General features: G+C 67.8%; 24 protein-coding genes. 13 read left to right on the top strand and 11 right to left on the bottom strand.

The window, feature by feature from the left end; translation table 11 throughout:
• The first annotated feature begins 9 nt into the window (after positions 1–9).
• Complete coding sequence (locus IG196_RS11605) at positions 10–1,053, top strand: RNA methyltransferase (RefSeq protein ID WP_192196270.1); 1,044 nt, start codon at positions 10–12, stop codon at positions 1,051–1,053.
• Here IG196_RS11605 and IG196_RS11600 read toward each other — a convergent pair.
• A complete protein-coding gene (locus IG196_RS11600) occupies positions 1,046–1,798 on the bottom strand; it encodes an alpha/beta fold hydrolase (protein ID WP_192196269.1) in 753 nt (250 codons plus the stop codon). The genes IG196_RS11605 and IG196_RS11600 overlap by 8 nt on opposite strands.
• Before the next feature lie 237 nt (positions 1,799–2,035).
• On the opposite strand from IG196_RS11600, the gene IG196_RS11595 reads away from it, so the two are divergent.
• Positions 2,036–3,634, top strand: a complete 1,599-nt coding sequence (locus IG196_RS11595) for a glucan biosynthesis protein (RefSeq protein ID WP_192196268.1) — start codon at positions 2,036–2,038, stop codon at positions 3,632–3,634.
• Between the two features lie 28 nt (positions 3,635–3,662).
• Here the strand turns inward: IG196_RS11595 and IG196_RS11590 are convergent, their stop codons facing one another.
• Both IG196_RS11590 and IG196_RS11585 read right to left on the bottom strand, forming a co-directional pair.
• Entirely contained in the window at positions 3,663–4,157 is a 495-nt protein-coding gene (locus IG196_RS11590) for a pentapeptide repeat-containing protein (protein ID WP_192196267.1), read from the bottom strand.
• A gap of 285 nt (positions 4,158–4,442) precedes the next feature.
• Positions 4,443–4,853, bottom strand: a complete 411-nt coding sequence (locus tag IG196_RS11585) for an FKBP-type peptidyl-prolyl cis-trans isomerase (RefSeq protein WP_101493682.1) — start codon at positions 4,851–4,853, stop codon at positions 4,443–4,445.
• Between the two features lie 135 nt (positions 4,854–4,988).
• Between IG196_RS11585 and eat the strand changes: the two genes are divergently transcribed.
• The 4 genes from eat (at position 4,989) to IG196_RS11565 (ending at position 9,353) form a co-directional block, all read left to right on the top strand.
• Entirely contained in the window at positions 4,989–6,395 is a 1,407-nt protein-coding gene (eat, locus tag IG196_RS11580) for an ethanolamine permease (protein ID WP_192196266.1), read from the top strand.
• An 18-nt stretch (positions 6,396–6,413) separates the two neighbouring features.
• The gene (locus IG196_RS11575) at positions 6,414–7,808 is read left to right on the top strand and encodes an ethanolamine ammonia-lyase subunit EutB (protein WP_192196265.1); all 1,395 of its coding nucleotides are present in this window, start codon (positions 6,414–6,416) and stop codon (positions 7,806–7,808) included.
• Entirely contained in the window at positions 7,805–8,596 is a 792-nt protein-coding gene (gene eutC / locus IG196_RS11570) for an ethanolamine ammonia-lyase subunit EutC (protein ID WP_192196264.1), read from the top strand. Before IG196_RS11575 ends, eutC begins: the two co-directional genes overlap by 4 nt.
• 175 nt (positions 8,597–8,771) lie before the next feature.
• The gene (locus IG196_RS11565; protein WP_101493686.1) at positions 8,772–9,353 is read left to right on the top strand and encodes a peroxidase-related enzyme; all 582 of its coding nucleotides are present in this window, start codon (positions 8,772–8,774) and stop codon (positions 9,351–9,353) included.
• 186 nt (positions 9,354–9,539) lie between these two features.
• Here the strand turns inward: IG196_RS11565 and IG196_RS11560 are convergent, their stop codons facing one another.
• Genes IG196_RS11560 through IG196_RS11550 form a run of 3 tightly spaced genes read right to left on the bottom strand, consistent with a single transcriptional unit; the run spans position 9,540 to position 12,633 of the window.
• Positions 9,540–11,303, bottom strand: a complete 1,764-nt coding sequence (locus IG196_RS11560) for a phosphoethanolamine transferase (protein ID WP_192196263.1) — start codon at positions 11,301–11,303, stop codon at positions 9,540–9,542.
• A 57-nt stretch (positions 11,304–11,360) separates the two neighbouring features.
• On the bottom strand, positions 11,361–11,936 hold the full coding sequence (locus tag IG196_RS11555) for a phosphatase PAP2 family protein (protein WP_192196262.1): 576 nt from the start codon (positions 11,934–11,936) through the stop codon (positions 11,361–11,363).
• On the bottom strand, positions 11,923–12,633 hold the full coding sequence (locus IG196_RS11550) for a phosphatase PAP2 family protein (protein WP_192196261.1): 711 nt from the start codon (positions 12,631–12,633) through the stop codon (positions 11,923–11,925). Before IG196_RS11550 ends, IG196_RS11555 begins: the two co-directional genes overlap by 14 nt.
• Positions 12,634–12,769: 136 nt before the next feature.
• On the opposite strand from IG196_RS11550, the gene IG196_RS11545 reads away from it, so the two are divergent.
• Positions 12,770–13,444, top strand: a complete 675-nt coding sequence (locus IG196_RS11545) for a response regulator transcription factor (protein ID WP_192196260.1) — start codon at positions 12,770–12,772, stop codon at positions 13,442–13,444.
• Positions 13,441–14,799, top strand: coding sequence for a sensor histidine kinase (locus IG196_RS11540; RefSeq protein WP_192196259.1), 1,359 nt, complete (start codon positions 13,441–13,443; stop codon positions 14,797–14,799). The genes IG196_RS11545 and IG196_RS11540 overlap by 4 nt, the downstream gene beginning before the upstream one ends.
• 24 nt (positions 14,800–14,823) lie before the next feature.
• Here the strand turns inward: IG196_RS11540 and IG196_RS11535 are convergent, their stop codons facing one another.
• From IG196_RS11535 to IG196_RS11525, 3 genes are read right to left on the bottom strand one after another with little or no spacing between them, the layout of a single operon-like run.
• Positions 14,824–15,246 (bottom strand): acyl-CoA thioesterase, encoded by a 423-nt coding sequence (locus tag IG196_RS11535; RefSeq protein ID WP_070059373.1) that lies wholly within the window; start codon positions 15,244–15,246, stop codon positions 14,824–14,826.
• Positions 15,243–16,136, bottom strand: coding sequence for a DMT family transporter (locus IG196_RS11530; protein WP_412556389.1), 894 nt, complete (start codon positions 16,134–16,136; stop codon positions 15,243–15,245). Before IG196_RS11530 ends, IG196_RS11535 begins: the two co-directional genes overlap by 4 nt.
• 20 nt (positions 16,137–16,156) lie before the next feature.
• On the bottom strand, positions 16,157–16,939 hold the full coding sequence (locus tag IG196_RS11525) for an SDR family oxidoreductase (protein WP_192196257.1): 783 nt from the start codon (positions 16,937–16,939) through the stop codon (positions 16,157–16,159).
• A gap of 140 nt (positions 16,940–17,079) precedes the next feature.
• Here IG196_RS11525 and IG196_RS11520 point away from each other — a divergent pair, with 140 nt between their 5' ends.
• Positions 17,080–18,783 (top strand): electron transfer flavoprotein-ubiquinone oxidoreductase, encoded by a 1,704-nt coding sequence (locus IG196_RS11520; RefSeq protein WP_192196256.1) that lies wholly within the window; start codon positions 17,080–17,082, stop codon positions 18,781–18,783.
• A gap of 55 nt (positions 18,784–18,838) precedes the next feature.
• Here the strand turns inward: IG196_RS11520 and IG196_RS11515 are convergent, their stop codons facing one another.
• Positions 18,839–19,900 (bottom strand): hypothetical protein, encoded by a 1,062-nt coding sequence (locus IG196_RS11515; protein ID WP_192196255.1) that lies wholly within the window; start codon positions 19,898–19,900, stop codon positions 18,839–18,841.
• Between the two features lie 74 nt (positions 19,901–19,974).
• On the opposite strand from IG196_RS11515, the gene denD reads away from it, so the two are divergent.
• From denD to IG196_RS11495, 4 genes are all read left to right on the top strand, one after another.
• Entirely contained in the window at positions 19,975–20,991 is a 1,017-nt protein-coding gene (denD, locus tag IG196_RS11510) for a D-erythronate dehydrogenase (protein ID WP_192196254.1), read from the top strand.
• Positions 20,992–21,062: 71 nt separating this feature from the next.
• Positions 21,063–22,034, top strand: a complete 972-nt coding sequence (locus IG196_RS11505) for a TRAP transporter substrate-binding protein (protein WP_192196253.1) — start codon at positions 21,063–21,065, stop codon at positions 22,032–22,034.
• 115 nt (positions 22,035–22,149) lie between these two features.
• Complete coding sequence (locus IG196_RS11500; RefSeq protein ID WP_101493698.1) at positions 22,150–22,644, top strand: TRAP transporter small permease; 495 nt, start codon at positions 22,150–22,152, stop codon at positions 22,642–22,644.
• Positions 22,641–23,918, top strand: coding sequence for a TRAP transporter large permease (locus IG196_RS11495; protein ID WP_101493699.1), 1,278 nt, complete (start codon positions 22,641–22,643; stop codon positions 23,916–23,918). The genes IG196_RS11500 and IG196_RS11495 overlap by 4 nt, the downstream gene beginning before the upstream one ends.
• Before the next feature lie 64 nt (positions 23,919–23,982).
• Here the strand turns inward: IG196_RS11495 and IG196_RS11490 are convergent, their stop codons facing one another.
• Complete coding sequence (locus tag IG196_RS11490) at positions 23,983–24,768, bottom strand: AraC family transcriptional regulator (RefSeq protein WP_192196252.1); 786 nt, start codon at positions 24,766–24,768, stop codon at positions 23,983–23,985.
• Positions 24,769–24,785 lie beyond the last annotated feature (17 nt).

Below are 24,785 nucleotides of genomic sequence, written 5' to 3'. Positions count from 1 at the left end.
ACGCCGCGCATGCGAATCCACGAACTGAAACGACGACTCCGCGAGGCCGGGGCCGGCCCGAGCCACGAGCAGCGCATCCTGCGGCTGTGGTCGCATGCGTTGCCGCGCAACAGCGGCCGGCGCCTGCCGGCCACCTTCTTCCCGTCGTCGCTGATGGAGGCCCTGCCGGCCATCGAAGCCGAGCTCGCGGGCCTGGCGCGCATCCATGCGATTCATCCCGGTGCTGACGGCTCCGAACGGCTGCTCGTTGCGCTGGCCGATGGTCAGACCGTCGAAAGCGTGCTGCTGCCGCGCGACGGGCTGTGCGTCTCGTCGCAGGTCGGCTGCGCCGTCGGGTGCCAGTTCTGCATGACGGGCCGCGACGGCCTGCTGCGGCAGGTCGAAAGCGCCGAAATCATTGCGCAGGTCGCGCTCGCGCGCCTGCGCCGGCCCGTGCGCAAGGTGGTGTTCATGGGCATGGGCGAGCCGGCCCACAACCTGGACAACGTGATCGAGGCGATCGAGCTGCTCGGCACGGTCGGCAACATCGGCCACAAGAACCTGGTGTTCTCCACCGTCGGCGATGCGCGCGTGTTCGAGCGGCTGCTGCAGGCGCGCGTGCGGCCCGCGCTGGCGCTCTCGTTGCACACGACCGATGCGGCGCTGCGCCGCAAGCTTCTTCCTCGCGCGCCGAACCTGACGCCCGAAGCACTCATCGACGCGGGCGAGCACTATGCCCGCGCCACCGGCTACCCCATCCAGTACCAGTGGACACTGCTCGAAGGCGTGAACGACGGGCCCGAAGAAGTCGAGGGCATCGTGCGGCTGCTCTCCGGCAAGTACGGCGTGTTGAACATGATCCCGTTCAATGCCGTGGACGGCGTGGACTTCGGCCGCCCGTCGCGCGAGCGCTGCGAGCAGATGGCCCGCACGCTGCACGAGCGCGGCATCCTCACGAAGCTGCGCTACTCGGCCGGCCAGGACGTCGACGGCGGCTGTGGCCAACTGCGAGCGCGCGCCGCCGAGGTGCGGGTGACGGTGCCGATCCGCCGGGCCGACGACCGGCTCAGTTGAGCGAAACCACCCAATCCCACACCGCGTCGGGCGCCTCGACCATCACGTTGTGGCCGTGTGCGCCCAGGTCGCGGGCTTCGGGGTCGAGGGAGCGGGTCTGCTCGAGGGTGACCAGCGCATCGTGGCGGCCCTGGCCGAGGTGAACCGGGCAACGCGCCAACGCGACCAGTTCGGACAGCGGCGGCTTGCCCACGGCATTGGCACCCGGGTCCATCGCGAGGCGCCATCCCTCGGCATCGTGCGCAACGCCGCGCGCCACGACGGGCGCCGTCGCACCGACGATCGCTGCCAGGCCAGAGACCTTGAGGTAGCGGTCCCGCGCTTCGGCTTCTGTCGCGAAACGCTTGGCGAGCTGCGTCGCCAGCGTCTCCATGCGGCGGACCTCGTCATCGCTCCACGCGACCTTGATGCCGGCTGCGAACACCGCGTGCGGCGCGACGCCGAACCATCCGGTCGCCAGCGCAAGGCCGATCACACCGCCCAGCGAATGTCCGAGCACCACGAGCCGGCCTTCGGGCTGAAGATGCGGCAGCACCGCACGCGCCACGGTCGCGGCATGCTGGCCGATGGCATACGAAGCCTGCCGGTCCGATGCGCCGTGCCCTGGCAGGTCGAGCGCCAGCCAACGACCATTCCATCGGACACCGGCCTGCGCGCACAGCGGCGCCCACACCGCGCCTGTCGCGCCCATGCCGTGCAGCAGCACCAGCAGGTCCGGGCCTTCGCCGCCTTGTTCCGTGTACATGTCCGTGGTCTCCAGGCACTTTCGATGGCGCGAGAATACCCGGCGACGCCCCGAAAAGGGCCTGATCGGCACCCACTGCCGCAAGACAACGCGGGGCCTTGTCCGGCCCCGTTTGCGCGGAATGGCTGACGCGCCTTACCCTGCAATTCGGGGCATGCTTGACGTTTTTCCCCGTCGCCCCTCTGGCTCTTTCTTTTCCCTTCCCCTTTAAAGGCTTTCGCCGCCCCTCAAGAACCCATGCTTGATCGCCGATCCTTCCTCGCCGCCGGCAGTGCCGCCGCCGCACTCGCCGCCCTGGGACTGCCCGAAGAGGCGCTGGCCGCCAACGGCCTGCAACTGAGCCAGCCGGCGCCCTTCTCCTTCGATTCGCTCGTCGCGCAGGCCAAGCGCCTCGCCGCCCGCCCCTACAACGCCGCCGCGCCGCTGGCGCCGCAGGTGCTGGAGCGCATCGACTACGACGCGCACGGCAAGATCCGCTTCGACCCCGCCAACGCCCTCTTCCGCGATGGGCCCGGCGCGTTTCCGGTCACCTTCTTTCACCTCGGCCGCTTCTTCCAGACACCGGTGCGCATGCACGTGCTGGAGTCGGCCGGCGGCGACAGCTTTGCGCGCGAAGTGCTCTACAGCCCGTCGTACTTCTCGATGCCTCCCGACAGCCCCGCACGCGCGCTGCCCGAAGGCGCCGGCTTCGCGGGCTTTCGCCTGCAGGAAAGCCGCCTGGGCGACCAGGGCAAGCTCGACTGGCAGAAGAACGACTGGGTCGCCTTTCTCGGCGCCTCGTACTTCCGCGCCATCGGCGAGCTCTACCAGTACGGCCTGTCGGCGCGCGGCATTGCGATCGACGTCGCGGTGCCCGACAAGCCCGAGGAGTTTCCGAACTTCACGCGCTTCTATTTCGAAACGCCCGCCGCGGGCAACACCACCTCGATGACCGTCTACGCGCTGCTCGAAGGGCCGAGCGTCACGGGCGTGTTCAAGTTCATCATGCAGCGCGGCAAGGCCGTGATCATGGACATCGACGCGCGCGTGTTCCTGCGCCGCGACGTGTCGCGCCTGGGCCTGGTGCCGCTCACGTCGATGTACTGGTATTCGGAAACCATCAAGCCCACCGCCATCGACTGGCGCCCCGAGGTGCATGACTCCGACGGCCTCGCGATCTGGAACGGCGCGGGCGAGCGCATCTGGCGACCGCTCAACAACCCCACGCAAACACGCGCCTCGGCGTTCGCCGACACCAGGCCGCGCGGCTTCGGCCTGCTGCAGCGCGACCGCAACTTCGACCACTACCAGGACGGCGTCAACTACGAGAAGCGCCCCAGCCTGTGGATCGAACCGCTGGGCGACTGGGGCGAAGGCTCGGTGCAGCTCATCGAGATCCCGACTGACGACGAGATCCACGACAACACCGTCGCCTTCTGGGTGCCCAAGGCCGACGCCAAGGCCGGATCGAGCTACAGCCTGCAGTACCGGCTGCACTGGACCGACCAGGAGCCCTTTCCGTCACCGCTCGCGCGCTGCGTCGCCACCCGCATCGGCCGCGGCGGCCAGCCCGGCCAACCGCGCCCGCAGGGCGTGCGCAAGTTCATGGTGGAGTTCATCGGGCAACCGCTCACCACGGTGCCCTTCGGCGTAAAGCCCGAACTCGTGCTCACCGCGCCGCGCGGCAAGTTCTCTTACGTCTTCGCCGAAGCCGTGCCCAACGGGGTGCCGGGCCACTGGCGCGCACAGTTCGACTTCACGCCCGAAGGCACGGAGCCGGTCGACATGCGGCTGTACCTGAAGAACGGGGACCAGACGTTGACGGAGACCTGGCTATACCAGTACCAGCCGGGGTGAGCGGAAGCGGCTGCATCTCGCAGCCTCCTCAGTTGATTCGCGCGTTGGTCAGTTGCATGTCTTCGAACTGACTGCCCGTGAAGTCGACCTGCTCGCCCTGCAGGCCGGTCGCACTCACCTGCGTGCCTCGGCAGTCGAGCAACTTCAAACGCGACCACTGGCTCGCATCGAAATTCAGCGCGGTCCAGTTGCACTGAGTGAAGGTGCAATCGCTGAGCGTGCTGGCCTTGAGCTGCGACGCGCTGAAAGTGCAGTCGATGAAAGTGCATCCACTGATCGCGATCCGCTGCATGTCGCACTGGCTGAAGGAACAGCCGCTGAACTGGCATGCGGTCCAGACGGCGTCTTGAAACGTGGTCGATGTGAAGCTGCTGCCACTGAAGGCGCTGGACGAGAAGGTGATCAGGTTGAGGTCGAGGCCGGCGTAAGCATTGCCGTCGCTCTGGCCGGAAAGACCCGCCGGCGCACCGCCCGCGCCCTTTCGCCACTTGTCGTGGTCCTCGATGATTTGTTTAGCGCTCATGGTGCGCCTCGACAAATCCCACTGCACATGAGAGCGCCGGGCGCCCCGGAAACACCAGAGTGGCGGTGCTATTGATTTGAAGCGTGCGCGTTGGCGCAGCACTGATTGCAGACATGTATTCCTCCCAGAAGCCGCTCCTGTAGATCAGGAGTCAGGCGGCGGATTGTGGGAGGCGCATGCGCACAAAAACGCGAGGAAAGAATCGGGCAACCATTGCGAGGCGGGCGGCGTGATGGACTGCACGCACTGCCCATTGCCCAGGCCGGCTCCAACCGGCCGCGACCACTACTTCTTCGTGACCGACACCAACTCGACTTCGAAATTCAACGTCGCATTCGGCGGAATCACACCACCCGCGCCGCGCGCACCATACGCAATCGACGGCGGGCAGGTCAGCTTGGCCTTGCCGCCCGGCTTCATCTTCTGCACGCCTTCGGTCCAGCACGGGATCACGCCGTTGAGCGGGAACTCGGTGGGTTCACCGCGCTTGTACGAGCTGTCGAACTCCTTGCCGGTGTCGGGGAAGGTGCCGCGGTAGTGCACCTTGACCACGTCGGTGGCGGCAGGCGATGCGCCGGCGCCTTCCTTGAGCGACTGGTAGATCAGGCCGCTGGGCGTGGTCACCGCGGCGGATTGCGCAAAGGCTGCGGGGATGGCAAAGACGGACACGAGCGCGGCACAGACAAATGACTTCACGAAACACCTCGGTGGTTGAAAAGCTGCCGATTATGGACAGCCCCGGTGAAGCCGCCTGTACGCCGATGTATCCGATGGAACGGCCCTTGCTTTGGGACAGACGCACTGTCACCATCCACCCAGAGAGGAAGCCCCATGCGCTCCAACGACGCTTCGCCGGCCCCCGTCGCCGGCACCGGCCATCTCAAGAAAGTCCTCGGTCCCGTCCAGTTGTGGGGCATTGCCGTCGGCCTCGTCATCTCGGGTGAGTACTTTGGTTGGAGCTACGGCTGGAACACGGCCGGCACGCTCGGCTTTCTGGTTGCCACGGTGCTGGTGGCGACGATGTACACGACCTTCATCTTCAGCTTCACCGAACTCTCGACCGCCATTCCGCACGCGGGCGGCCCCTTCGCCTATGCGCGACGCGCCTTCGGGCCGCGGGGCGGTTTCGTGGCGGGCTTCGCGACGCTGATCGAATTCGTCTTCGCGCCGCCGGCCATCGCGCTGGCCATCGGCGCCTACCTCAACGTGCAGTTTCCGGGCATCAACCCGAAGTGGTTCGCGGTGGGCGCGTACGTGATCTTCATCGGGCTCAACTGGATCGGCATCGGCATTGCGGCGGCGTTCGAGCTGTTCGTCACGGTGCTCGCGATCTTCGAGTTGCTGGTGTTCATGGGCGTGGTCGCACCGGGCTGGTCGATGGCGAACTTCGTCGCCAACGGATGGGCCGGCGGCAACGTACTGAACGGCGCGGCGGTGTCGGGCATCTTCGCGTCGATTCCGTTCGCGATCTGGTTCTTCCTGGCCATCGAGGGTGCGGCCATGGCAGCCGAAGAGGCGCGCGACCCGCACCGCACGATTCCGCTGGCCTACACCACTGGCATCGTCACGCTGGTGCTGCTGGCCTTCGGCGTGATGATCTTCGCGGGCGGCGTGGGCGACTGGCGCCAGCTCGCGAACATCAACGACCCACTGCCACAGGCCATGAAAGCGGTGGTGGGCGGCGACAGCGGCTGGCTGCACATGCTGGTGTGGATCGGGCTGTTCGGGCTGATCGCGTCGTTCCACGGCATCCTGATGGGCTACTCGCGCCAGATCTTCGCGCTCGCGCGCGCCGGCTACCTGCCGCGCTACTTCGCCGGCCTGAGCCCGCGTTTCGACACCCCGCACCGCGCGCTGCTGGCCGGCGGCGTGGTGGGCATCGTCGCCATCTTCAGCGACACGTGGGTGCAGTTCGGCGGCCAGACGCTCACGGCCAACATCGTCACCATGGCCGTGCTCGGCGCGATCGTGATGTACCTGATCTCGATGGCCGCGCTGTTCAAGCTGCGGCGCAGCGAACCGAACCTGCTGCGCACCTACCGCGCGCCCTTCTACCCCGTGTTTCCGGCCGTCGCGCTCGGCCTCGGCCTGGTGTGCCTGGGCGCGATGGTCTGGTTCAACACCATGCTGACGGTGCTCTTCCTCCTGCTGATGGCGGCGGCCTATGGCTACTTCCTGCTCACCTCGGCGCAGCGCGACGCCGCCGCGCCGGACGAGATGCTGTCGTCCACGCCCTGAAAAAAATCCCACGACACGATGCGCTACCGCACCACCATTGCCGGCCAGGTGTTTGCCTTCGACGATCTGCGACAGGTGCTCGCCTGCGCCAGCCCCGCGCGCTCGGGTGACTACCTCGCGGGCCTCGGCGCGGCCACCGCGCAGCAGCGCATGGCCGCGCGCCATGTGCTGGCCGACACACCGCTCAAGCAGTTCCTCACCGAGGCGCTGATTCCCTACGAGCAGGACAACATCACGCGGCTCATCATCGACACGCACGACGCACAGGCCTTCGCGCCGGTCGCGCACCTCACGGTCGGCGACTTCCGCAACTGGCTGTTGTCCGAACATGCCACCACAGAGGCACTCGCCGCGCTGGCCCCGGGCCTCACGCCCGAGATGGTCGCGGCCGTGTCCAAGCTCATGCGCAACCAGGACCTGGTCGCGGTCGCGAAGAAGTGCCATGTGGTCACGCGCTTTCGCGACACCATCGGCCTGCCCGGGCACCTGGCCGTGCGCCTGCAACCCAACCACCCGACCGACGACCTGCGCGGCGTGGCCGCCTCCACGCTCGACGGCCTGCTCTACGGTGCGGGCGACGCAGTGATCGGCATCAACCCCGTGTCCGACAGCCTGCCGGTGCTCGGGCGCCTGCTGCACATGCTCGACGAGGTGATCCAGCGCTTCGAGATTCCCACGCAGAGCTGCGTGCTCACGCATGTGACCAACACGCTGAAGCTCGCCGAAGCCGGCGCGCCGGTGGACCTGGTGTTCCAGTCGATCGCCGGCACCGAGCAGGCCAACCTGTCGTTCGGCGTGACACCAGCGTTGCTCGACGAAGCCCACGCCGCCGCGCAATCGCTCGCGCGCGGCACCATCGGCAACAACCTCATGTACTTCGAGACCGGCCAGGGCAGCGCGCTCTCGGCCAACGCCAACTTCGGTGTCGACCAGCAGACCTGCGAGGTGCGCGCCTATGCGCTCGCGCGGCGCTACCAGCCCTTGCTCATCAACACGGTCGTCGGCTTCATCGGCCCCGAGTACCTGTACGACGGCAAGCAGATCATCCGCGCCGGGCTCGAGGACCATTTCAGCGGCAAGGTGATGGGCCTGCCGATCGGCTGCGACATCTGCTACACCAACCACGCCGAAGCCGACCAGGACGACATGGACACGCTGCTCGTGCTGCTGGGCACCGCGGGCATCAACTTCATCATGGGCATCCCGGGCGCCGACGACGTGATGCTCAACTACCAGAGCACCTCGTTCCACGACGCGCTCTTCCTGCGCGAGACGCTCGGCCTCAAACGCGCACCCGAGTTCGAGGCCTGGCTGCAGCGCATGCAAATCACCGACACCACCGGGCGGCTCGCACCGCCCTCGGCCAATCGACTGCTGAGCGACATGGGCGGGCTGTCCGCGCTGGCACCATGAGCGATTCGCCCGTCACCCCCAACCCCTGGGCGCAATGGCGCGCCGCCACGCCCGCGCGGCTCGCATTGGGCCGCGCCGGTGCCGGCATGCCCACCGACGAAACGCTGCGCTTCGGCTGGGCCCATGCGATGGCGCGCGATGCGATCCATGCGGCACTCGATGTCGACGCGCTCGATGCCGCACTTCGCGCCGACCAGTGGGACGTGAACCGCGTACACAGCCGCGCGCCCGACCGTACCACCTACCTGCGCCGCCCTGACCTCGGCCGCCAACTCGACGCCGAAGACGCCGCGCGCCTGCGCGACGATCGGCCCGCGGGCGGCTGCGACGTCTGCCTCGTGATCGGCGACGGCCTCTCCTCGCTCGCTGTCGCACGCCACACCGTGCCGCTGCTCGCCGCGCTGCGCCCGCAGCTGCCGCCCGGCACGCGCCTGTCGCCCGTGTTCATCGCCACGCAGGCGCGCGTGGCACTGGCCGACGAACTGGGCGAAGCGGTCGGAGCAGGGCTCTCGGTCATGCTGATCGGCGAACGCCCGGGCCTGAGCTCCCCCGACAGCCTCGGCATCTACCTGACCCACGCGCCACGGCGGGGCCGGCACGACGCCGAACGCAACTGCATCTCGAACGTGCGGCCCGAGGGGCTGTCGTATGAGACCGCCGCATTCAAGTTGGCATGGCTGATGCGCGAGTCCCGAAGGCGGGGATTGACGGGTGTCGAGTTGAAGGACGAGAGCGATCTCTCGCTATTGGACGCCCGAGACCAGCCGTCAGCTGGTCTGCCGAAATAGTCAATAAACTGACTCTTAAGCCGCTTAAGACTCAGTTTATTGACTCGGCTCTTCGGTCTGCATCGCGGCCAAGAGCGCCAACACAACTGCCCGGCCCCAACCGCGACGCAGGCAATGCGCTCACGCTGTCGACCGCTTGCCTATGATCTTGTCATTCCACCCAGGAGACAAAGACATGACCGCCCCCCGCTACCCCCTCGCCGAACTGAAAGACCTGCCCGACGACATCCGCACCGCGATCCTCGCCGTGCAGGAAAAGGCCGGCTTCGTGCCCAACGTGTTCCTCGGCCTCGCACGCCGCCCCGCCGAATGGCGCGCCTTCTTCGCGTACCACGACGCGCTGATGCTGAAGGAAGAAGGCTCACTCACCAAGGGCGACCGCGAGATGATCGTCACGGTCACCAGCGCGGCCAACCAATGCCTGTACTGCGTGGTGGCGCACGGCGCGCTGCTGCGCATCTACGAGAAGAAACCGCTGGTGGCCGACCAGGTGGCCGTGAACTACCGCAAGGCCGACATCACGCAGCGCCAGCGCGCGATGCTCGACTTTGCGATGAAGGTCTGCGAGCGCTCGCACGAGATCGACGACCGCGACTTCGGGCCGCTGCACGCGCACGGCTTCGACGACGAGGACATCTGGGACATCGCAGCCATCACGGCCTTCTTCGGCCTCAGCAACCGGCTGGCCAGTTTCAGCGGCATGCAGCCGAACCCGGAGTTCTTCCTGATGGGCCGACTGCCGCGCGAGAAGAAGTAAGAAGCTGAAGCTGCGGCGACGGGCTCAGAAGGTGTGAATGAATCCGGCGTGGCCGAGCAGCCCGCCCAGGCGCGCCCCCTCAAGGCGCAAAGCGCAGCCATAGCTCGGGCTATGGCGAGCATTTGCAACGCCGAGGGGGCGTGTCTGGGCGGGATGAGCGGGCATGGCGGGTTCGTTCACACCTTCTCAGGCCTTGCCGCGGCACGAGGCCAGCGCGTCGAGCGCGGGTTTGTAGGTGGGCGTGGTCACGTCCATGAGCCCCAGCACCGTGTGATACAGGTTGTCGTGCGTGAGCGGTGCGTCCAGGCCCGTTTCCATGCACGAGCGCGAGAGCTTTCGGCGCTCGCTCATGCCGTCGCCGAACCACGTGACCAGGGGCACGTGCTTCTGCGCATCGGGCGCAAAGCTGTACGGCACGCCGTGCAGGAACAGCCCGTACTCGCCCAGTGACTCGCCGTGGTCGCTCATGTAGAGCAGCGCCGGGTCGTACTGCTTCGACTGCGTCTGAAGCCAGTCGATGGTGTGGCCGAGAAAACGGTCGGTCTGGGCGATCGAGTTGTCGTAGACGTTCATCAGCTCGGCATGCGCGCACTCGGCCAGCGCGTTGGTCTTGCACTCGGGCGCGAAGCGCTTCACATCGGTGGCCGAGCGCTTGTAGTAGGCCGGGCCGTGGCTGCCCATCTGGTGCATCACGAGCACGACGCCCTTGGCGCGGCGCTCGGCGGGCAGCGCGGCGATGCGTTCGTCCAGGCCCTTGAGCATCACGTCGTCGAGGCACTCTTCGCCGTCGCACAGCGCCTTCTTGGTGGTGGCGTCGAGGCCGTCGAAGGCCGAGGCATTCGGAATGCGCGCGCACACGCCCTTGCAGCCGGCCTGGTTGTCGAGCCAGAACACCGCCAGGCCTGAGGCCTGCAGCACGTCCATGAGGTTCTCGTACTCGTCCTTGCGCGACTCGTAGCCGCTCTTGCCCAGCGGCGAGAACATGCAGGGCACCGATGCCAGCGTGTTGGTGCCGCACGAGCGCACCTCGCGGTAGCTCAGCACGTTGCGCTTGGCGAGCTCGGGCGTGGTGTCGCGGGCGTAGCCGTTCAGGCCGAAGTGATCGGCGCGCGCGGTCTCGCCCACCACCACGACGAACAGCGGTGGTCGCTTCTGCGCCGCGTAGCTCGCGCCGAGCGTGGTACCGGCGGTGATGGGAATCAGCTTGCTGCTGCGCTTGAACATCGGCTTGAGCACCACGGCGCCCGCCGAGTACAGGCTGGCGATCGGGTTCATCATGTAGCGCAGGTGCACGTTGTTGCGCATCAGCGGCGCGAGCTGCCGGTTCATCGCCACGCCGGTGCCCACGGCCACGACGGCGGCCAGCACCAGCAGCAGCGCATTGCGCCAGACATGCGACAGCAGCCCCATCGGCACGATGCGCACGCGCCAGAGGGCCCAGGCCGCGGGCAGCACCACCACGAGCACATTGAAGGCCATGCGCCCGCTCAGGAGGTCGCGCGCTTCGTTGGGGTCGGTCTGGAACGCGTTCGCGATCATGCTCGGGTCCATCACCACGCGGTACTGGAGCATGTAGTGCTGCGCCACCGCGGCGATCACGACCACGGCCAGCCACAGCGGCTTCATCCAGCGCGACCAGGCGGTGAGCGACAGCATCGCGACGGTGCCGCAGAAGGTGAGCATGCCCAGCGCGGCGATGGTCGGCATGTAGGTGCTGGGCGCCCCGCCCAGGCGGGCCAGGTCGTTCAGCAGCGGCCAGTTGGCGGTGAGGCCGAGGTACAGGCTCAGCCAGACGATCACCTGCCGGGTCGAGCGCGGCTGCGAGATCCAGCCGTCGATGCGTTGCCACAGGGTGCCGGCGGCGCCCGCATCCGACAGCGGCACGGGGCCGGAATCAGAGCGGTGGGGCGCACGCGCGAGCAGCGCAGAGTCGAGACGCGAAACAGACATGCAGCCAATGTAGGCAGCGTGCCTGAAGAGAGCCTGAACACCTCATTCAGAGCGCATTCAGACTCGGCCGATGCGCGCGCGGCGCAGCAACCGCAGGCGCGGGCTGCGCGACACCACGCGGCCAGCGGGGCGGCTGATGCCGCGCTCCACCACGATCGAGACCAGCGCCGCCAGGATCGCGGCGGCCGTCACGTCGGTCGGGAAATGCAGGCCCAGGTACAGCCGGCTCCAGGCCACCACCACCGCCGCCACGAGCGCCAGCCGCATGGGCGTGCGCCACGGCAGGCACCACAGCGAGAAGGCGGCGGCGAAGGTGCCGGCCGCGTGCAGGCTCGGGAAGCCCGGCCGCGCGCCCTGCGGCACCCACTGGATGCCCAGCCCGTAGAACGCGGGCCGTGGGAACGGCAGCACAGAACGGAACACGTTCACCACCAGCCACACCACGACCACGCTGACGAGCGCGGTGAAGAAGGCATGGCGCCAGCGGCGATCGAAAGCCGCGGCGGCGGCGATCGACAGTGCCAGCAGCGTCGGCAGCACATCGGACGCGAACACCGCGAAGCGGATGCTCCACGCCGGCGCATGGGCCGAGGCGTTGATCCAGTTGAACAGGGCGAAATCAAGGGCTTGCATGCAGGCGTGTGGTGCGTTCGATGGGAAGACGTTTCCGGCGGTGCGTCACCGCCAGTTCGATGACAAAGCCGACCGTCCAGCAGACCCACGCGGTCCACAGCGTGTGGCTCATGTAGTGCGCGCCGCGCAGCTGCTGCGCCGCACCGAGCACGAGGCCGGCGACTCCCGCCACGCACAGCCACACGACGGCCCCACGCGGCGCCACGTGCCGCAGCACGAAGTACCCGCCGAGGAAGGCGAAGGCGGCCGAGGCATGGCCGGCCGGGAAGCAGCCGCCCGGTCCGCCGTCGCGCACGCCCCAGGCCCAGTGCGACACGTACTGCGCCACGCCGCCGAATTCCTTCACATCCCAGGGGCAGCTGGTGTCGCTCGCGTGCTTGAGCAGGCTCACGGCCAGCACCGAGGCCAGCACGCTCAGCGCGAGCTGCACCCGCGCGGCGGTGGGCAGCCGCCGCAGCACGCCCACGGGCCATCGGATGGCGGCGAACAGGCCGATCAGCAGCAGCCAGCTCAGGTTCTTGGCGCCCTCGTGCATCACATGGACCAGGAAGGGGTTGTCGCGCCACGGAAAGCCCATCGGCGTGCCGGCCAGGCGGGCCAGCGGCAGGTCGCCGCCAAGCGCATCCCAGGTCATCAACAGGGCCAGAGCAAGCAAGGTCAGGACTCCGGGACGGAGGTTCGGGGAACGACGAGTCATGAAGAAAACAGGCCTTGGAACAGAGGAGCGCGAGCCTACGCACGCGGGATGAACCCCGTCTGAAGCAACCTGAACGATTCCTGACGCGATGGCCAGGGAGGCGACGCTAGACTTCGTGTTTTTGTAAGGCCACCGCGTGCGAATCTTGCTGGTCGAAGATGACAGTTCGTTGGCAGACGCGGTCTGCAGCTACCTCGTCGCCAAGGCGTTCGTGGTCGATGTGGCCCCCAGCCTGGCCGAAGCGCGCGGCGCGCTGCTCTCGGTGCAGTACGCGGCGGTGCTGCTCGACCTGCACCTGGGCGATGGCGACGGCCTCTCTTTGCTGCCGCAGGTGCGCGCGCTGCGCGAGCCGCCCATCGTCATCGTGCTCACGGCCCGCGACCAGGTCACCGACCGCATCCGCGGCCTCGATGCGGGCGCCGACGACTACCTCATCAAGCCCTACGACCCGGCCGAGCTGCTCGCGCGGCTGCGCGCCGTGGAACGCCGGCGCAGCGCCAACACCTCGCCGATGCTCCAGTTGGGCACGCTGGAGATCGACCTGGCCCACGACCGCGTGCGCAAGGACGGCGTGCCCGTCGTGCTCACGCAGAAGGAATGGGCGCTGCTGCGCGTGATGGCCACGCGGCCCGAGCGCATCCATACGCGCGACAACCTCGCCGATGCGCTCTACGGCTTCGGCGACGAGGCCGACAGCAACACGCTCGAGGTGTTCATCAGCCGGCTGCGGCGCAAGCTCGGGCGCAGCCACATCCAGACGCTGCGCGGCCTGGGCTACCGGCTGTCGTTCTCGGCGGACGACGAGGAATGAGCGGCGCCTTGCTTCGCGATCGTCGCGATTCGCTGGCCGGGCGCCTCACGCGCACGCTGATCCTGTGGGTCGGCGGCGTGTGGCTGCTGTGCGTGTTCGCCGTGGTCTGGTACGTGGACCGCGAGATCAACCACAACTTCGACAACGAGCTGGTGGAGGTGTCGCACCGCATGTTCGACATGGCGGTGCAGGAGCTCGAGAAGCTGAAGCGGCATCACGAGAACGGCACGCAGGACGCACCGCTGATCGCGCCCAAGCAGCTGTTCTCCGAAGACGCCGTGATGTACCAGGTGGTCGACGTGCACGAGCATGTGCTGCTGCGCTCGGCCGAGGCGCCCAACGACGCCTTCGACGTGCCACTGGCCGCAGGTTTCGCCAACAACCAGACCTGGCGCATCTACACCGTGCGGCACCCGACGCTGGGCCTGTACTTCCAGGTGGCCGACCCGCTCGACGAGCGCCGCCGCGCGCTGAACCGCACGCTGTTCGGCCTGATCATCCCGCTCGGCGCGGTGCTGCCGCTGCTGGCGCTGGTGCTGCGCCGGGTGGCGCGCACCGAGCTGCGCGTGCTGCAGCAGCTGGCCGGCGAGATCGAAAAGCGCAGCGGCGCCGACCTGCGTCCGATCACCCTGCCCGGCCTGCCGCAGGAACTGCGCGCGGTGGGCGACCATGTCAACCGGCTGCTGGAGCGGCTGTCGCAGTCGCTCGACGTGGAGCGCGCATTGGCCGCCAACGCCGCGCACGAGCTGCGCACGCCGCTGGCCGCCGCGCGCCTGCGGCTGCAGACCGCGCTCGACCACGACCTGAAGCGCACCGACGTCGAAGGCGCGCTGCAGGCGCTGCAGATGCTCAGCCACCGCGCCGAAAAGCTGCTGCAGCTGTCGCGTGCCGAATCGGGCGCCTCGCTCACGCGGGCGCGGGTCGACCTGGTGCAGCTGGCGGGCACGGTGGCGCAGGAGTTCTGGCAAGACCCGCAGATCAACGAGCGCCTGAAGCTCAAGGTGCCCGACAGCGCGGCGCCCGTGGCCTTCGGCGACGTCGACGCGCTGGCGATCGCGCTGCGCAACCTCGTTGAGAACGCCCTGCGCTACAGCGGCGACGGCCGCGTGACGATCGAGGTCGCGGCGCCCTGCGTGCTCGTGGTGCGCGATGCCGGCCCGGGTGTCAGCGCCGACCAGCTGCAATCACTGCACCAGCGGCATGTGCGCCACGGCTCGGACCGCGCCGGCTACGGCCTGGGCATGTCGATCGTGGGCACCATCGTCGAGAAGCACAACGCGACGCTGGAGCTGGCCTCGCCGCCGCCCGGTATGGCGCGCGGCTTCGAGGCGCGCATCGTGCTGCGGCCGGCCTGAGCCTTTTGCACCGACGTGTCAGCGTCAGTCGCTCACGATCTCGCGCAGCCAGTCGGGCAGCGCCAGCGCCTTCTGCTTCGGAAAGTCGACCCAGATGGTGGTGGCGCCGCCGGCCGCGCAGAGCACGTCGGGCGCGTCTTCGCGGACCATGGTGGCCCAGCTTTCGAAGGTGGTGCGCCCCGGGTCGCTCACGTACATCTTGATCCGCACGTTGCCCGGGTACTCGATCTGCCGGTAGAAATTGCAGAAGGCATTGACGATGACCATGCCTTCGCCGCCCGGCGTGGGCTCGACGCCGAGCGAGCGGATCCAGTCGATGCGCGCGGTCTCGAGGTAGCGAAAGTAGGTGCCGTTGTTCAGGTGGCCCATGGCGTCCATGTCGCCCCAGCGGATGGGGATCGACATTTCATACACGAGCTTCTTCTTTTCGGGGATTTCGATTCTCATCGGTGGGCCTTGATGGATGCGAGGATGCCCAGGACGAACAGCACCGCCGCCACCCACTCGGTGGCCTGCGGCCAGCGGCCGTCCCAGAGGAAAGAATAGAACAAGGCGAACAGCGTCTCGCTCACGATCAGTTGGCCGCACAGGCTGGCCGAGAGGCGCTGGCTGGCGACGTTCCAGAGGATGGTTGCGAGCCACGACGAACCGAAGCCGCTCGCCAGCGCAATCCAGATGAAGAGCATGCCGTCGGGCTGCGATTGCAGCGTGGCGACATCGCTGCCCGCCACCGCCCACAGCAGCAAGGCGCCGAGGCCGGTCGCAATGCCAAGCCAGTTGGCCCAGTCGGCCGCATGCACCTCGCGGTGCCGTTGCAGCCAGGCGGCATTGAGCAGGCCGTAGATTGTCCAGCTCACCATCGAACACAGCGCCAGCGCGATGCCCCAGCCGAAGCGCGCGCCGCCGCCACCACCGCCCGCGCCGTGCTGCGCCGACCACGCGCCCCAGATCATCAGCGCGATGCCCGCGCCCGTGAGCAGCAGGCCGGGCAGCAAGGCCCGCATGTGCAGGCCCGCGGGCCGGCCCAGCAGCATCATCCAGACGGGAATCGTGCCGATGATGAGGCTGGGCACCTCGGTGCCCGCCGCCGCGATGCCGAAGGCCAGCAGCAGGTAGTAGCCGCTGAAGCCCAGCACGCTGAGGCCGAGCGCCGCGAGCGCCTGCCGGCCCGTGGGCCAGCGCACCGCCGCGGGCCGCGCGAACACTGCCAGCGCCGACACCGCACCGAACACCGCAAAACGCGCCGCCGTGATGTCGACCATGCCGAAGTGGCCGACCATGCGCGGCGCCACGAACACCAGGCCCCAGAGCGCGCCCGCGCCCAGTCCGGCGGCAATGCCGATCCAGGCTCGGGGGGTCAGACTGCGAACCCGTCGTCGGCCGCGATGACGGCGCCGTTCACGAAATGGCTCTCGCCGCTGGCCAGCAGCACGATCAGGCCATCGAGGTCTTCGGGCTTGCCCACACGCTTGCGCGGCAGCATGCTGACCAGCTTGGCGCCGCCTTCGGTGCTCCAGTGTTCCTCATTGAGCTCGGTCGTGATGTAGCCCGGGCACAGCGCGTTCACGTTGATGCCGAAGCGGCCCCACTCGAGCGCCATGGCCTTGGTCATCTGCACCACCGCGGCCTTGCTCATGCAGTAGGTGCCGATCTGCGGCATGACCTTCAGTGCCGCTGACGACGCGATGTTGATGATGCGTCCGCCGATGTAGGTGCCCGGCGCCTTGCCCTGGGCGCGCGCCAGCATGCGCTTGCCGACCTCTTGCGCGACAAAGAAGGAGCCCTTCACGTTGGTGTCGAAGATGTAGTCGTAGTCGTCGGGCGTGACGTCCTGCAGGCGCTGCGTGGTGCTCACGCCCGAGTTGTTGACCAGGACGTCGATGGGGCCCACTTCGGTTTCGGCGCGGGCCACGGCGGCCTTGATGCTGCCGAAGTCGGTCACGTCGAGCTCGACCACGTGGGCGTCGCCGCCCTCGCCTTCGATGCGTGCGCGCAGTTCCTTGAGCTTGTCGACGCGGCGGCTGGCCAGCACCACGGCGGCACCGGCACGGGCCAGTGTTTTCGCGAACTGGGCGCCCAATCCGCTGGAGGCGCCGGTGACGAAGGCCACGCGGCCGGAGAGATCGATGCTGTAAGCCATGGGCAGAATCCTGTGGAGTCGCGCAGGTGACGCAGGGTGCCTCGCCTGCGGGCGACAAGGCCACCGCCGGACGCCGCATAAAATGCCGGGCGAACCGCGACGCCCCCGCGCCTCTAAAAATCATTATCGACCCAACCCACATGACGCACGACGAAATCCTCGCCCAGTTCGGCCCTCGCGAAGCCATGGAATACGACGTGGTCGTGGTCGGCGGCGGCCCCGCCGGCCTCTCGACCGCGATCCGCCTCAAGCAGCTCGCCGCCCAGCAGGAGAAGGAAATCTCCGTCGTGGTGCTCGAGAAGGGTTCCGAGCCCGGCGCGCACATCCTGTCGGGCGCCATCATGGACCCGCGCGCGCTCAACGAGCTGCTGCCCGACTGGGAGGAACTCGGCGCGCCGCTGAACCAGCCCGTGACCGACGACGCCATGGTGTTCCTGAGCGAAAAGTCGGGCCTGCGCACGCCCAACGCGTTTCTGCCGGCCTGCTTCCAGAACCACGGCAACTACATCATCAGCCTGGGCGCCTTCACCAAGTGGCTGGCGCAGCAGGCCGAGAACCTCGGCGTGGAAATCTTCCCGGGCTTCCCGGCCGCCGAAGTGCTCTACAACGAGAATGGCTCGGTGCGCGGCGTCGCCACCGGCAACATGGGCGTCGGCAAGGACGGCGAACCCACCGAGAACTTCCAGCTCGGCATGGAGCTGCTGGGCAAGTACACGGTGTTCGCCGAAGGCGCGCGCGGCCACCTGGGCCGCCAGCTGATCGCGAAGTTCAAGCTCGACGAAGGCCGCGACCCGCAGACCTACGGCCTGGGCGTCAAGGAAGTCTGGGAAATCGATCCCAAGCGCCACCAGCCCGGCTTCGTGCTGCACACGGCCGGCTGGCCGATGGACAACAACACCTACGGCGGCGCGTTCCTCTATCACATGGAGGACAACAAGGTCACGATGGGCTTCATCACGGGCCTGGACTACAGCAACCCGTACCTGAGCCCGTTCGAGGAAATGCAGCGCTGGAAGCTGCACCCCAACATCCGCTGGTACCTCGAGGGTGACGAAGCCAAGGGCATCAAGCCCGCCAAGCGCATCGGCTACGGCGCGCGCGCCATCACGGCCGGCGGTCTGCAGTCGCTGCCCAAGACGGTGTTCCCGGGCGGCGCGCTGGTCGGCTGCGAGGCCGGCTACCTGAACGTGAGCCGCATCAAGGGCAGCCACGCCGCCATCAAGACCGGCATGCTGTGCGCCGAGGCCGCATTCGACGCGGTCATGGCCGGCCGCCAGCACGACGAACTCACGGCCTACCCGGCCGCGTTCGAGAAGAGCTGGCTCTACACCGAGCTGAACAAGGCGCGCAACTTCAAGGCCTGGTTCAAGAAGGGCCTGGGCATCGCCACCCTCATGAACGGCGTCGAGCAGTGGCTGCTCAAGGGCCACATCCCATGGACCCTGCGCCGCACCAAGCCCGATCACCAGTACCTGAAGCCGGCCGCCGAGTGCAAGCCCATCGTCTATCCGAAGCCGGACGGCAAGCTCACCTTCGACCGCCTGTCGAGCGTGTTCATCAGCAACACGAACCATGAAGAGCAGCAGCCCGCTCACCTGACGCTGAAAGACGCGTCGGTGCCGGTCAACGTCAACCTCGCCAAGTTCGCCGGCCCCGAAAGCCGCTACTGCCCGGCCGGCGTGTACGAGTTCGTGCCCGACGAAGCCAACGCCGGCAAGGAGCGTCTGCAGATCAACGCGCAGAACTGCGTGCACTGCAAGACCTGCGACATCAAGGACCCGACGCAGAACATCGTCTGGGTGACGCCTGAAGGCGGCGGCGGTCCGAACTACGTGGGCATGTAAGCCCCACGGCGTCGATGCACGAAAGCCCTCTTCGGAGGGCTTTTTTCATGGCACCTCAGGCGAGGTACGCGGCGACCTCGTCGGGCGTGAGGAAGTGCACCAGCGACACCTGCGGGTTCTGCTCGGCGTGCAACACGTGGGTGAACCCGTTCCAGCCGCGCGCGGGCTTGTCGTCCGTCTCCAGCGCGACGAGCACCAGCCGCCCCTGCCTGCGCGCGTTCTCGCGCAGCGTGCCTTCCCCCCAGGACCACGCCATCGGGTCCACCAGCTCGCCCTTGGCGAAGGCCGTCGCCTGCAGCCAGAGGAAGGCGGCGGCATCGCTGTCCCCGTCGCGGCGCGTGCGCGGTGGCTGCCGGATGCCCAGCGTCTGGGCGTGCGTTTCCATCAGGTCCTGCAGCAGCGAGAAGGCGTGGAAGTTGTTGTTGATGCCCTGGGCGCGAACGACCATGCCCGCGCGCGATGTCGGCAGCAACACCACCAGCTCGTCCTCGTACGACAGCTGGGCCGCGGCGCGCAGGAAGTGCAAGGCCTCGAAGGGCAGCGAGTCGTTGGCGTACATCGCCTCGACGTGCGCGAGCAGGCCGTCGTCTGCCACCAACGACTGGTGGTTGCGCACATCGCGCACCACCATCGTCATGAGCGGCAGCACCAGCAGGTCGACCGCGCGCTGGAGTGCATCGACCTCGAAACGCGCCTGCGGCGACAGCGACGCGAGCGCCGCTTCGGCGGCCTGCCAGGCGGCGAGTGCTTCCTCGTCCTGCGGTTCGTCCTCGTCCTCGTCGGGTTCGTGCGGCTGCGCCGCGCAGTACGGCGCCAGCGACGCCAGCAGGCGCCCCGCGAGTTGGCGCACGGCGTCGAACATGAGCTGCGGATCGGCGCCGTTCTCGACCAGCGCGCCGCAGAACACCGCCAGCAACGCGGCCCGGTGCGGATGCAGGTCGCCGAACTGCGCGACGGCGGCCCGCAGCACCTCGTCCTTCGCCGAGCCCTCCACCACCTCGAAGTAGAGCCCACGGACCTCCGGCCGCTTGAAGAAGGACGCCTGGGTGTCGAGGTCGGCGTCCTGCAGAACAGGCAGTCGCAGGGTGGCGAGGAGATCGGGGGGCAGCATGGGCATGCGCAAATTGTGCGATACCCGCCGACGCTATCCTCGCGAGGCAAGGACACAAGGACACAAGGAGACAGGACCTCATGCACATCGTCATCACCGGCGGCGCCGGCTTCCTCGGCGCGCGCCTGGCGCGCACCCTGCTGGCCCTGGGCCAGCTGTCGCTCGCCGGCGCTCCCGCCCGCGACATCGCTCGCATCACGCTGGTCGACCGCGCCCCGCCGCCGCCCGACCTCGCGGCCAACGCCCGCATCGCGGCCGCCACCGGCGACCTCAACGCGCAACTGGCCGACGACGGCGCCACCTTCTGGCGCGAGGCCGACGCGGTGTTCCACCTCGCGGCCGCCGTCAGCGGCGAATGCGAGGCCGACTTCGACCTCGGCATGCGCAGCAACTTCGCCGCCACGCACGGCCTGCTCGAGAAGCTGCGCGCGCTCGGCACCCGCCCGGTGCTGGTGTTCTCGAGCTCGCTCGCCGTGTTCGGCGATTCGCCCGAGCAACCGCTGCCCGCGCTCATCGACGACCACACGCTGCCCACGCCGCAGACCAGCTACGGCATCCAGAAATTCATCGGCGAGCAGCTGGTGGCCGACTACACGCGCAAGGGTTTCGTGCAGGGGCGCAGCGTGCGCCTCATGACGGTGAGCGTGCGCCCCGGCCAACCGAACGGCGCGGCCTCGGGTTTCTTCAGCGGCATGATCCGCGAGCCGCTCGCCGGCCTGCGCGCGGCCTGCCCCGTGCCCGACGAGACGCCCGTGGCCATCGCCTCGCCGGCTCGGACCATCGAAGGCATCGTGCGCGCCGCCGAGGCCAGCGATGCCGACTGGGGCCCGCGCACCGCGCTCAACCTGCCGTCGCTGGCCACCACCGTGGGCGAGATGGCCGCCGCACTCGAACGCGTGGCCGGCCGCGCCGCCACCGACCTGCTCGACCGCACGCCCGACGCCACCATCGGCCGCATCGTGAAGACCTGGCCGGGCCGCTTCGACACCCCGCGCGCCCGGGCCCTGGGCCTGGCGGCCGACGCGTGCTTCGACGACGTGATTCGCGCCTACGTCCGTGAAAGTCCCGACGCGGTGAAACTGGTTATTCGTGCATAGTCATTTCTTTGCGTGAAACCGGTCTCAGGCTGTTTTGCGCGCCCCCTTTTTTCACCCGAGGAGACAGACAAATGAAGTTGACCCGACTGGCCGCCGGCCTGGTTCTGGGCATGGGCATGGCCTGCGCCGCTTTTGCGCAGACGACCATGAAGATCAGCATTTCCACCGCGCAGAACTCGCACCAGGGCGTGGCCATCGACACCTTCGCCAAGGAAGTCGAAAAGCGCACGGGCGGCCGCTACAAGGTCCAGACCTTCTACAACGGTGCGCTCGGCGGCGAACGCGAGTCGATCGAAGCGGTGCAGCTGGGCACGCAGGAACTGGCCTTCTCCTCGACCGGCCCGATCCCCAACTTCGTGCCCGAGACCAAGATCCTCGACGTGCCCTTCCTGTTCCGCGACAAGGCCCATGCACGCGCCGTGCTCGACGGCCCCATCGGCCAGGAAATGCTGACCAAGTTCGACGCCAAGGGCTTCAAGGCGCTGGCGTGGGCCGAAAACGGCTTCCGCCACATGACCAACAGCAAGCGCGACGTGAAGGCCCCCGAAGACCTCAAGGGCCTGAAGATGCGCACGATGGAAAACCCGGTGCACATCGCCGCCTACAAGGGCTTCGGCATCGTGACCACGCCGATGGCCTTCCCCGAAGTGTTCACGGCGCTGCAGCAAGGCACGGTCGACGGCCAGGAGAACCCGCTGCCGGTGATCATCTCGGCCAAGTTCGACCAGGTGCAAAAGCACCTCTCGCTGACCGGCCACGTCTACTCGCCCTGCATCTTCGTGATGAACAAGGGCACCTTCGACAAGCTGAGCGCGGCCGACAAGCAGGCCTTCATCGACGCCGCCAAGGAAGGCACCAAGGCCAACCGTGCGCGCGTGGACGAAGACGACTCGAAGGGCGTGGCCGACCTGCGTGCCAAGGGCATGACGGTGATCGACAACGTCGACAAGGCCAAGTTCGTGGCGGCGCTGGCACCGGTGAATGCCCAGTTCGAAAAGGACTTCGGCAAGGCCAACCTCGACAAGATCCGCAACTTCAAGTGATGACCCGGCGGCTGTCCTCCTGACAGCGTCGATGCCCGCCCAGCTTTGTCTGGCGGGCTTTTTTCGTTGAGAACCCGAAGAAACCGAAGAAACCGAACCATGCGAGCTGTTGTGTATGAAAGATAAATTCCTCGCCATCGAGCGCTGGACCACCGGCGTGTCGATGGTCGCCGCCTGCCTGATGCTGGTGATTGCCTCGGCGCTGGGCGTGTTCCAGATCGTCACCCGCTTCGTGCTGGAACAACCCGCCGAATGGAGCGAAATCCTGATCCGCGTGAGCCTGATCTGGATGGTGTTCCTGGGCATTCCGATGGCCTTCCGCCAGGGCGCAATGGTCAGCGTCGACGTGCTCTACCGCTGGAGTTCGCCGCGCGTGCGCCGCGTGCTCGACGCCGTGGTGTCGCTGGCCGCGCTGGCGCTGATGCTGGTCATTCTCTGGTGGGGCTGGGACTATGCGATGCGCGGGCGCGTGCAGTCGATGGCCGGCCTCGAAAGCCTGTCGATGGTCTGGGCCTACCTGGCCATGCCCGTCGGTTCCGTGTTCTGTCTGTTCGGCATTGCCGGCAATTTTCTCGATCCCAAGCGGCTCGAACTGGAGACCGCGCAATGAGCGTCGTGATGGTTGCAACGATGGTGCTGTGTTTTGCACTGTCGGTTTCGGTGGCCGTGTCCATCGGTCTGGCGTCGATCCTGGGCATCCAGGTCACCAACGCCAACATGCTGATCTCCGTGAAGGAGATGTTCAATTCGATCAACAAGTTTCCGCTGGCGGCCATTCCGTTCTTCATCCTGGCCGGCAACCTGATGGAAACCGGCGGCATCTCGCGCCGGCTGGTCGAGTTCGCCAAGAGCATCGTGGGCGGTGTGCAGGGCGGCCTGCCGATGACCTGCGTGCTGACCTGCATGATCTTCGCGGCGGTGTCGGGCTCGTCGGTGGCCACCACCTTCGCGATCGGCGCCATCCTGATCCCCGCGCTCATCAAGCACGGCTACCCCACGTCGTACGCGGCGGCGCTGCAGGCCACGAGCGCCGAGCTGGGCGTGATCATTCCGCCGTCGATCCCGATGATTTTGTACGGCGTGAGCGCCGAAGTCTCGATCGGCGAGCTGTTCATCGCGGGCTTCGGCCCCGGCATCCTGATCAGCCTGGCGCTCATGCTGTTCGTGTGGGTCTACTGCAAGTGGAAGGGCTGGGGCAAGACCGACGGTGAAGGCCGCATGCCTTTCGGCCGCGCGCTGTGGCAGGCCGGCTGGGCGCTGCTGATGCCGGTGATCATTCTGGGCGGCATCTACGGCGGCATCTTCACGCCGACCGAAGCCTCGGCGGTGGCGGTGTTCTACGCGCTCGTCGTGGGCATGGTGATCTACCGCGAGATCAAGATCACCGACCTGTTCGCGATCCTGCGCAAGTCGGTGCTGTCGTCGGCGGTGATCATGTTCATCATCGCCAACGCCGGCCTGTTTGCGTTCCTGATCACGCGCGCCGGCGTGCCCGACGCCATCGGCCACTGGCTGCAGGAAGTGCTGAAGTCGCCCGCGATGTTCCTGCTGGGCGTGAACGCGGCGCTGTTCGTGATCGGCATGTTCATCGAGACCAGCGCGGCCATCATCGTTCTGGCGCCGATCCTTGCGCCGGTGGCGGTGCACTTCGGCATCGACCCGGTGCACTTCGGCCTGATCATGGTGGTGAACCTGGCGCTGGGCATGATCACTCCGCCCTTCGGCGTGAACCTGTTCGCGGCCTGTACGGTGGCGCGCATCTCGCTCGACCGGATCGTGAGACACCTGATCCCGTTCGTGCTGGTGATCCTGGCCTGCCTGATGGTCATCACCTACGTGCCCTGGGTCTCGCTGTCGCTGCGCGACCTGGTCTACAGCCGGTAGCCGCGCGGCGCCACGCCCACCCGCACACGGCGGGCGGCCTTCACGGGCCGCCCGCCGTGTCGTTTCAGCGCTTCGGTTCCTGCTGCAGGTACTGGCTCGGCGGCATGCCGAGCGTGCGGCGGAACATCGCGGTGAAAGCGCTCGGGCTCTCGTAGCCGTGCGCCAGCGCCACCTCCAGGATCGACGCGCCCGCGGCCAGCCGCGGCAGGCTCAGCAGCAGCCGCGCCTTTCGGCACCACGCGCCGAAGGTCATGCCGGTCTCGCGTTCGAACAGCCGCGCCAGCGTGCGCGCGTTCATGTGCAGCTGCGCGGCCCAGCCGTCGAGCGTGGCGGGCTGCGCGGGGTCGCGGATCAGCGCCTCGCACAGCGCGGCCAGGCGCGCGTGGCGCGGCATCGGCACATGCAACGACAGCGCGGGCGCGGCCTCGATCTCGTCGAGGATCAGCTCCATGACGCGCTCGTCGCGCCCACCCGGCGCGTAGTCCAGTGGCAGCGACACGGCCGCCACGATCAGTTCGCGCAGCAGCGCCCCCACATGGATCACGCGGCAGTCGGTGCCCGGGTCGGCGCGCGTGCCAGGCTCGACGAAGACGGTGCGCATCTGCACCTCGCCCGCCATGCGGATCTGGTGCGTCATGCCCGGCGGCACCCAGACGCCGCGCCCCGGCGGCACCACCCAGCTGCCGGCCGCGGCGCTGACCATCATCACGCCCGAAATCGCATGGATGAGCTGGCCGCGGCGGTGCGCATGCGGCGGAATGAAGGCATCGCCCGCCGGATCGGTGGCGAGCACGGCCACGGCGCGCGGGGTCGATTCGCCTTCTTCGGGGCGCAAGTTCAGTTTGTCCATTTCACGACGATGTTTGC

Source organism: Variovorax sp. 38R (assembly GCF_014843395.1).
GTDB classification, from domain to species: domain Bacteria; phylum Pseudomonadota; class Gammaproteobacteria; order Burkholderiales; family Burkholderiaceae_C; genus Variovorax; species Variovorax paradoxus_H.
The sequence above is the reverse complement of the archived record's forward strand: the minus strand, read 5'-3'. Positions and strand labels throughout refer to the sequence as shown.

Bases quoted from the DNA above. Each gene is read 5' to 3' on its own strand.
- IG196_RS11605 (WP_192196270.1), top strand. From the start codon at position 10: ATGCGAATCCACGAACTGAAACGACGACTCCGCGAGGCCGGGGCCGGC.
- IG196_RS11555 (WP_192196262.1), bottom strand. From the start codon at position 11,936: ATGCAAGCCCTTGATTTCGCCCTGTTCAACTGGATCAACGCCTCGGCC.
- IG196_RS11600 (WP_192196269.1), bottom strand. From the start codon at position 1,798: ATGTACACGGAACAAGGCGGCGAAGGCCCGGACCTGCTGGTGCTGCTG.
- IG196_RS11490 (WP_192196252.1), bottom strand. From the start codon at position 24,768: ATGGACAAACTGAACTTGCGCCCCGAAGAAGGCGAATCGACCCCGCGC.
- IG196_RS11525 (WP_192196257.1), bottom strand. From the start codon at position 16,939: ATGGCTTACAGCATCGATCTCTCCGGCCGCGTGGCCTTCGTCACCGGC.
- denD (WP_192196254.1), top strand. From the start codon at position 19,975: ATGCACATCGTCATCACCGGCGGCGCCGGCTTCCTCGGCGCGCGCCTG.
- IG196_RS11520 (WP_192196256.1), top strand. From the start codon at position 17,080: ATGACGCACGACGAAATCCTCGCCCAGTTCGGCCCTCGCGAAGCCATG.
- eat (WP_192196266.1), top strand. From the start codon at position 4,989: ATGCGCTCCAACGACGCTTCGCCGGCCCCCGTCGCCGGCACCGGCCAT.
- IG196_RS11565 (WP_101493686.1), top strand. From the start codon at position 8,772: ATGACCGCCCCCCGCTACCCCCTCGCCGAACTGAAAGACCTGCCCGAC.
- IG196_RS11535 (WP_070059373.1), bottom strand. From the start codon at position 15,246: ATGAGAATCGAAATCCCCGAAAAGAAGAAGCTCGTGTATGAAATGTCG.
- IG196_RS11505 (WP_192196253.1), top strand. From the start codon at position 21,063: ATGAAGTTGACCCGACTGGCCGCCGGCCTGGTTCTGGGCATGGGCATG.
- IG196_RS11575 (WP_192196265.1), top strand. From the start codon at position 6,414: ATGCGCTACCGCACCACCATTGCCGGCCAGGTGTTTGCCTTCGACGAT.
- IG196_RS11560 (WP_192196263.1), bottom strand. From the start codon at position 11,303: ATGTCTGTTTCGCGTCTCGACTCTGCGCTGCTCGCGCGTGCGCCCCAC.
- IG196_RS11595 (WP_192196268.1), top strand. From the start codon at position 2,036: ATGCTTGATCGCCGATCCTTCCTCGCCGCCGGCAGTGCCGCCGCCGCA.
- IG196_RS11590 (WP_192196267.1), bottom strand. From the start codon at position 4,157: ATGAGCGCTAAACAAATCATCGAGGACCACGACAAGTGGCGAAAGGGC.
- IG196_RS11550 (WP_192196261.1), bottom strand. From the start codon at position 12,633: ATGACTCGTCGTTCCCCGAACCTCCGTCCCGGAGTCCTGACCTTGCTT.
- IG196_RS11540 (WP_192196259.1), top strand. From the start codon at position 13,441: ATGAGCGGCGCCTTGCTTCGCGATCGTCGCGATTCGCTGGCCGGGCGC.
- eutC (WP_192196264.1), top strand. From the start codon at position 7,805: ATGAGCGATTCGCCCGTCACCCCCAACCCCTGGGCGCAATGGCGCGCC.
- IG196_RS11495 (WP_101493699.1), top strand. From the start codon at position 22,641: ATGAGCGTCGTGATGGTTGCAACGATGGTGCTGTGTTTTGCACTGTCG.
- IG196_RS11500 (WP_101493698.1), top strand. From the start codon at position 22,150: ATGAAAGATAAATTCCTCGCCATCGAGCGCTGGACCACCGGCGTGTCG.
- IG196_RS11515 (WP_192196255.1), bottom strand. From the start codon at position 19,900: ATGCCCATGCTGCCCCCCGATCTCCTCGCCACCCTGCGACTGCCTGTT.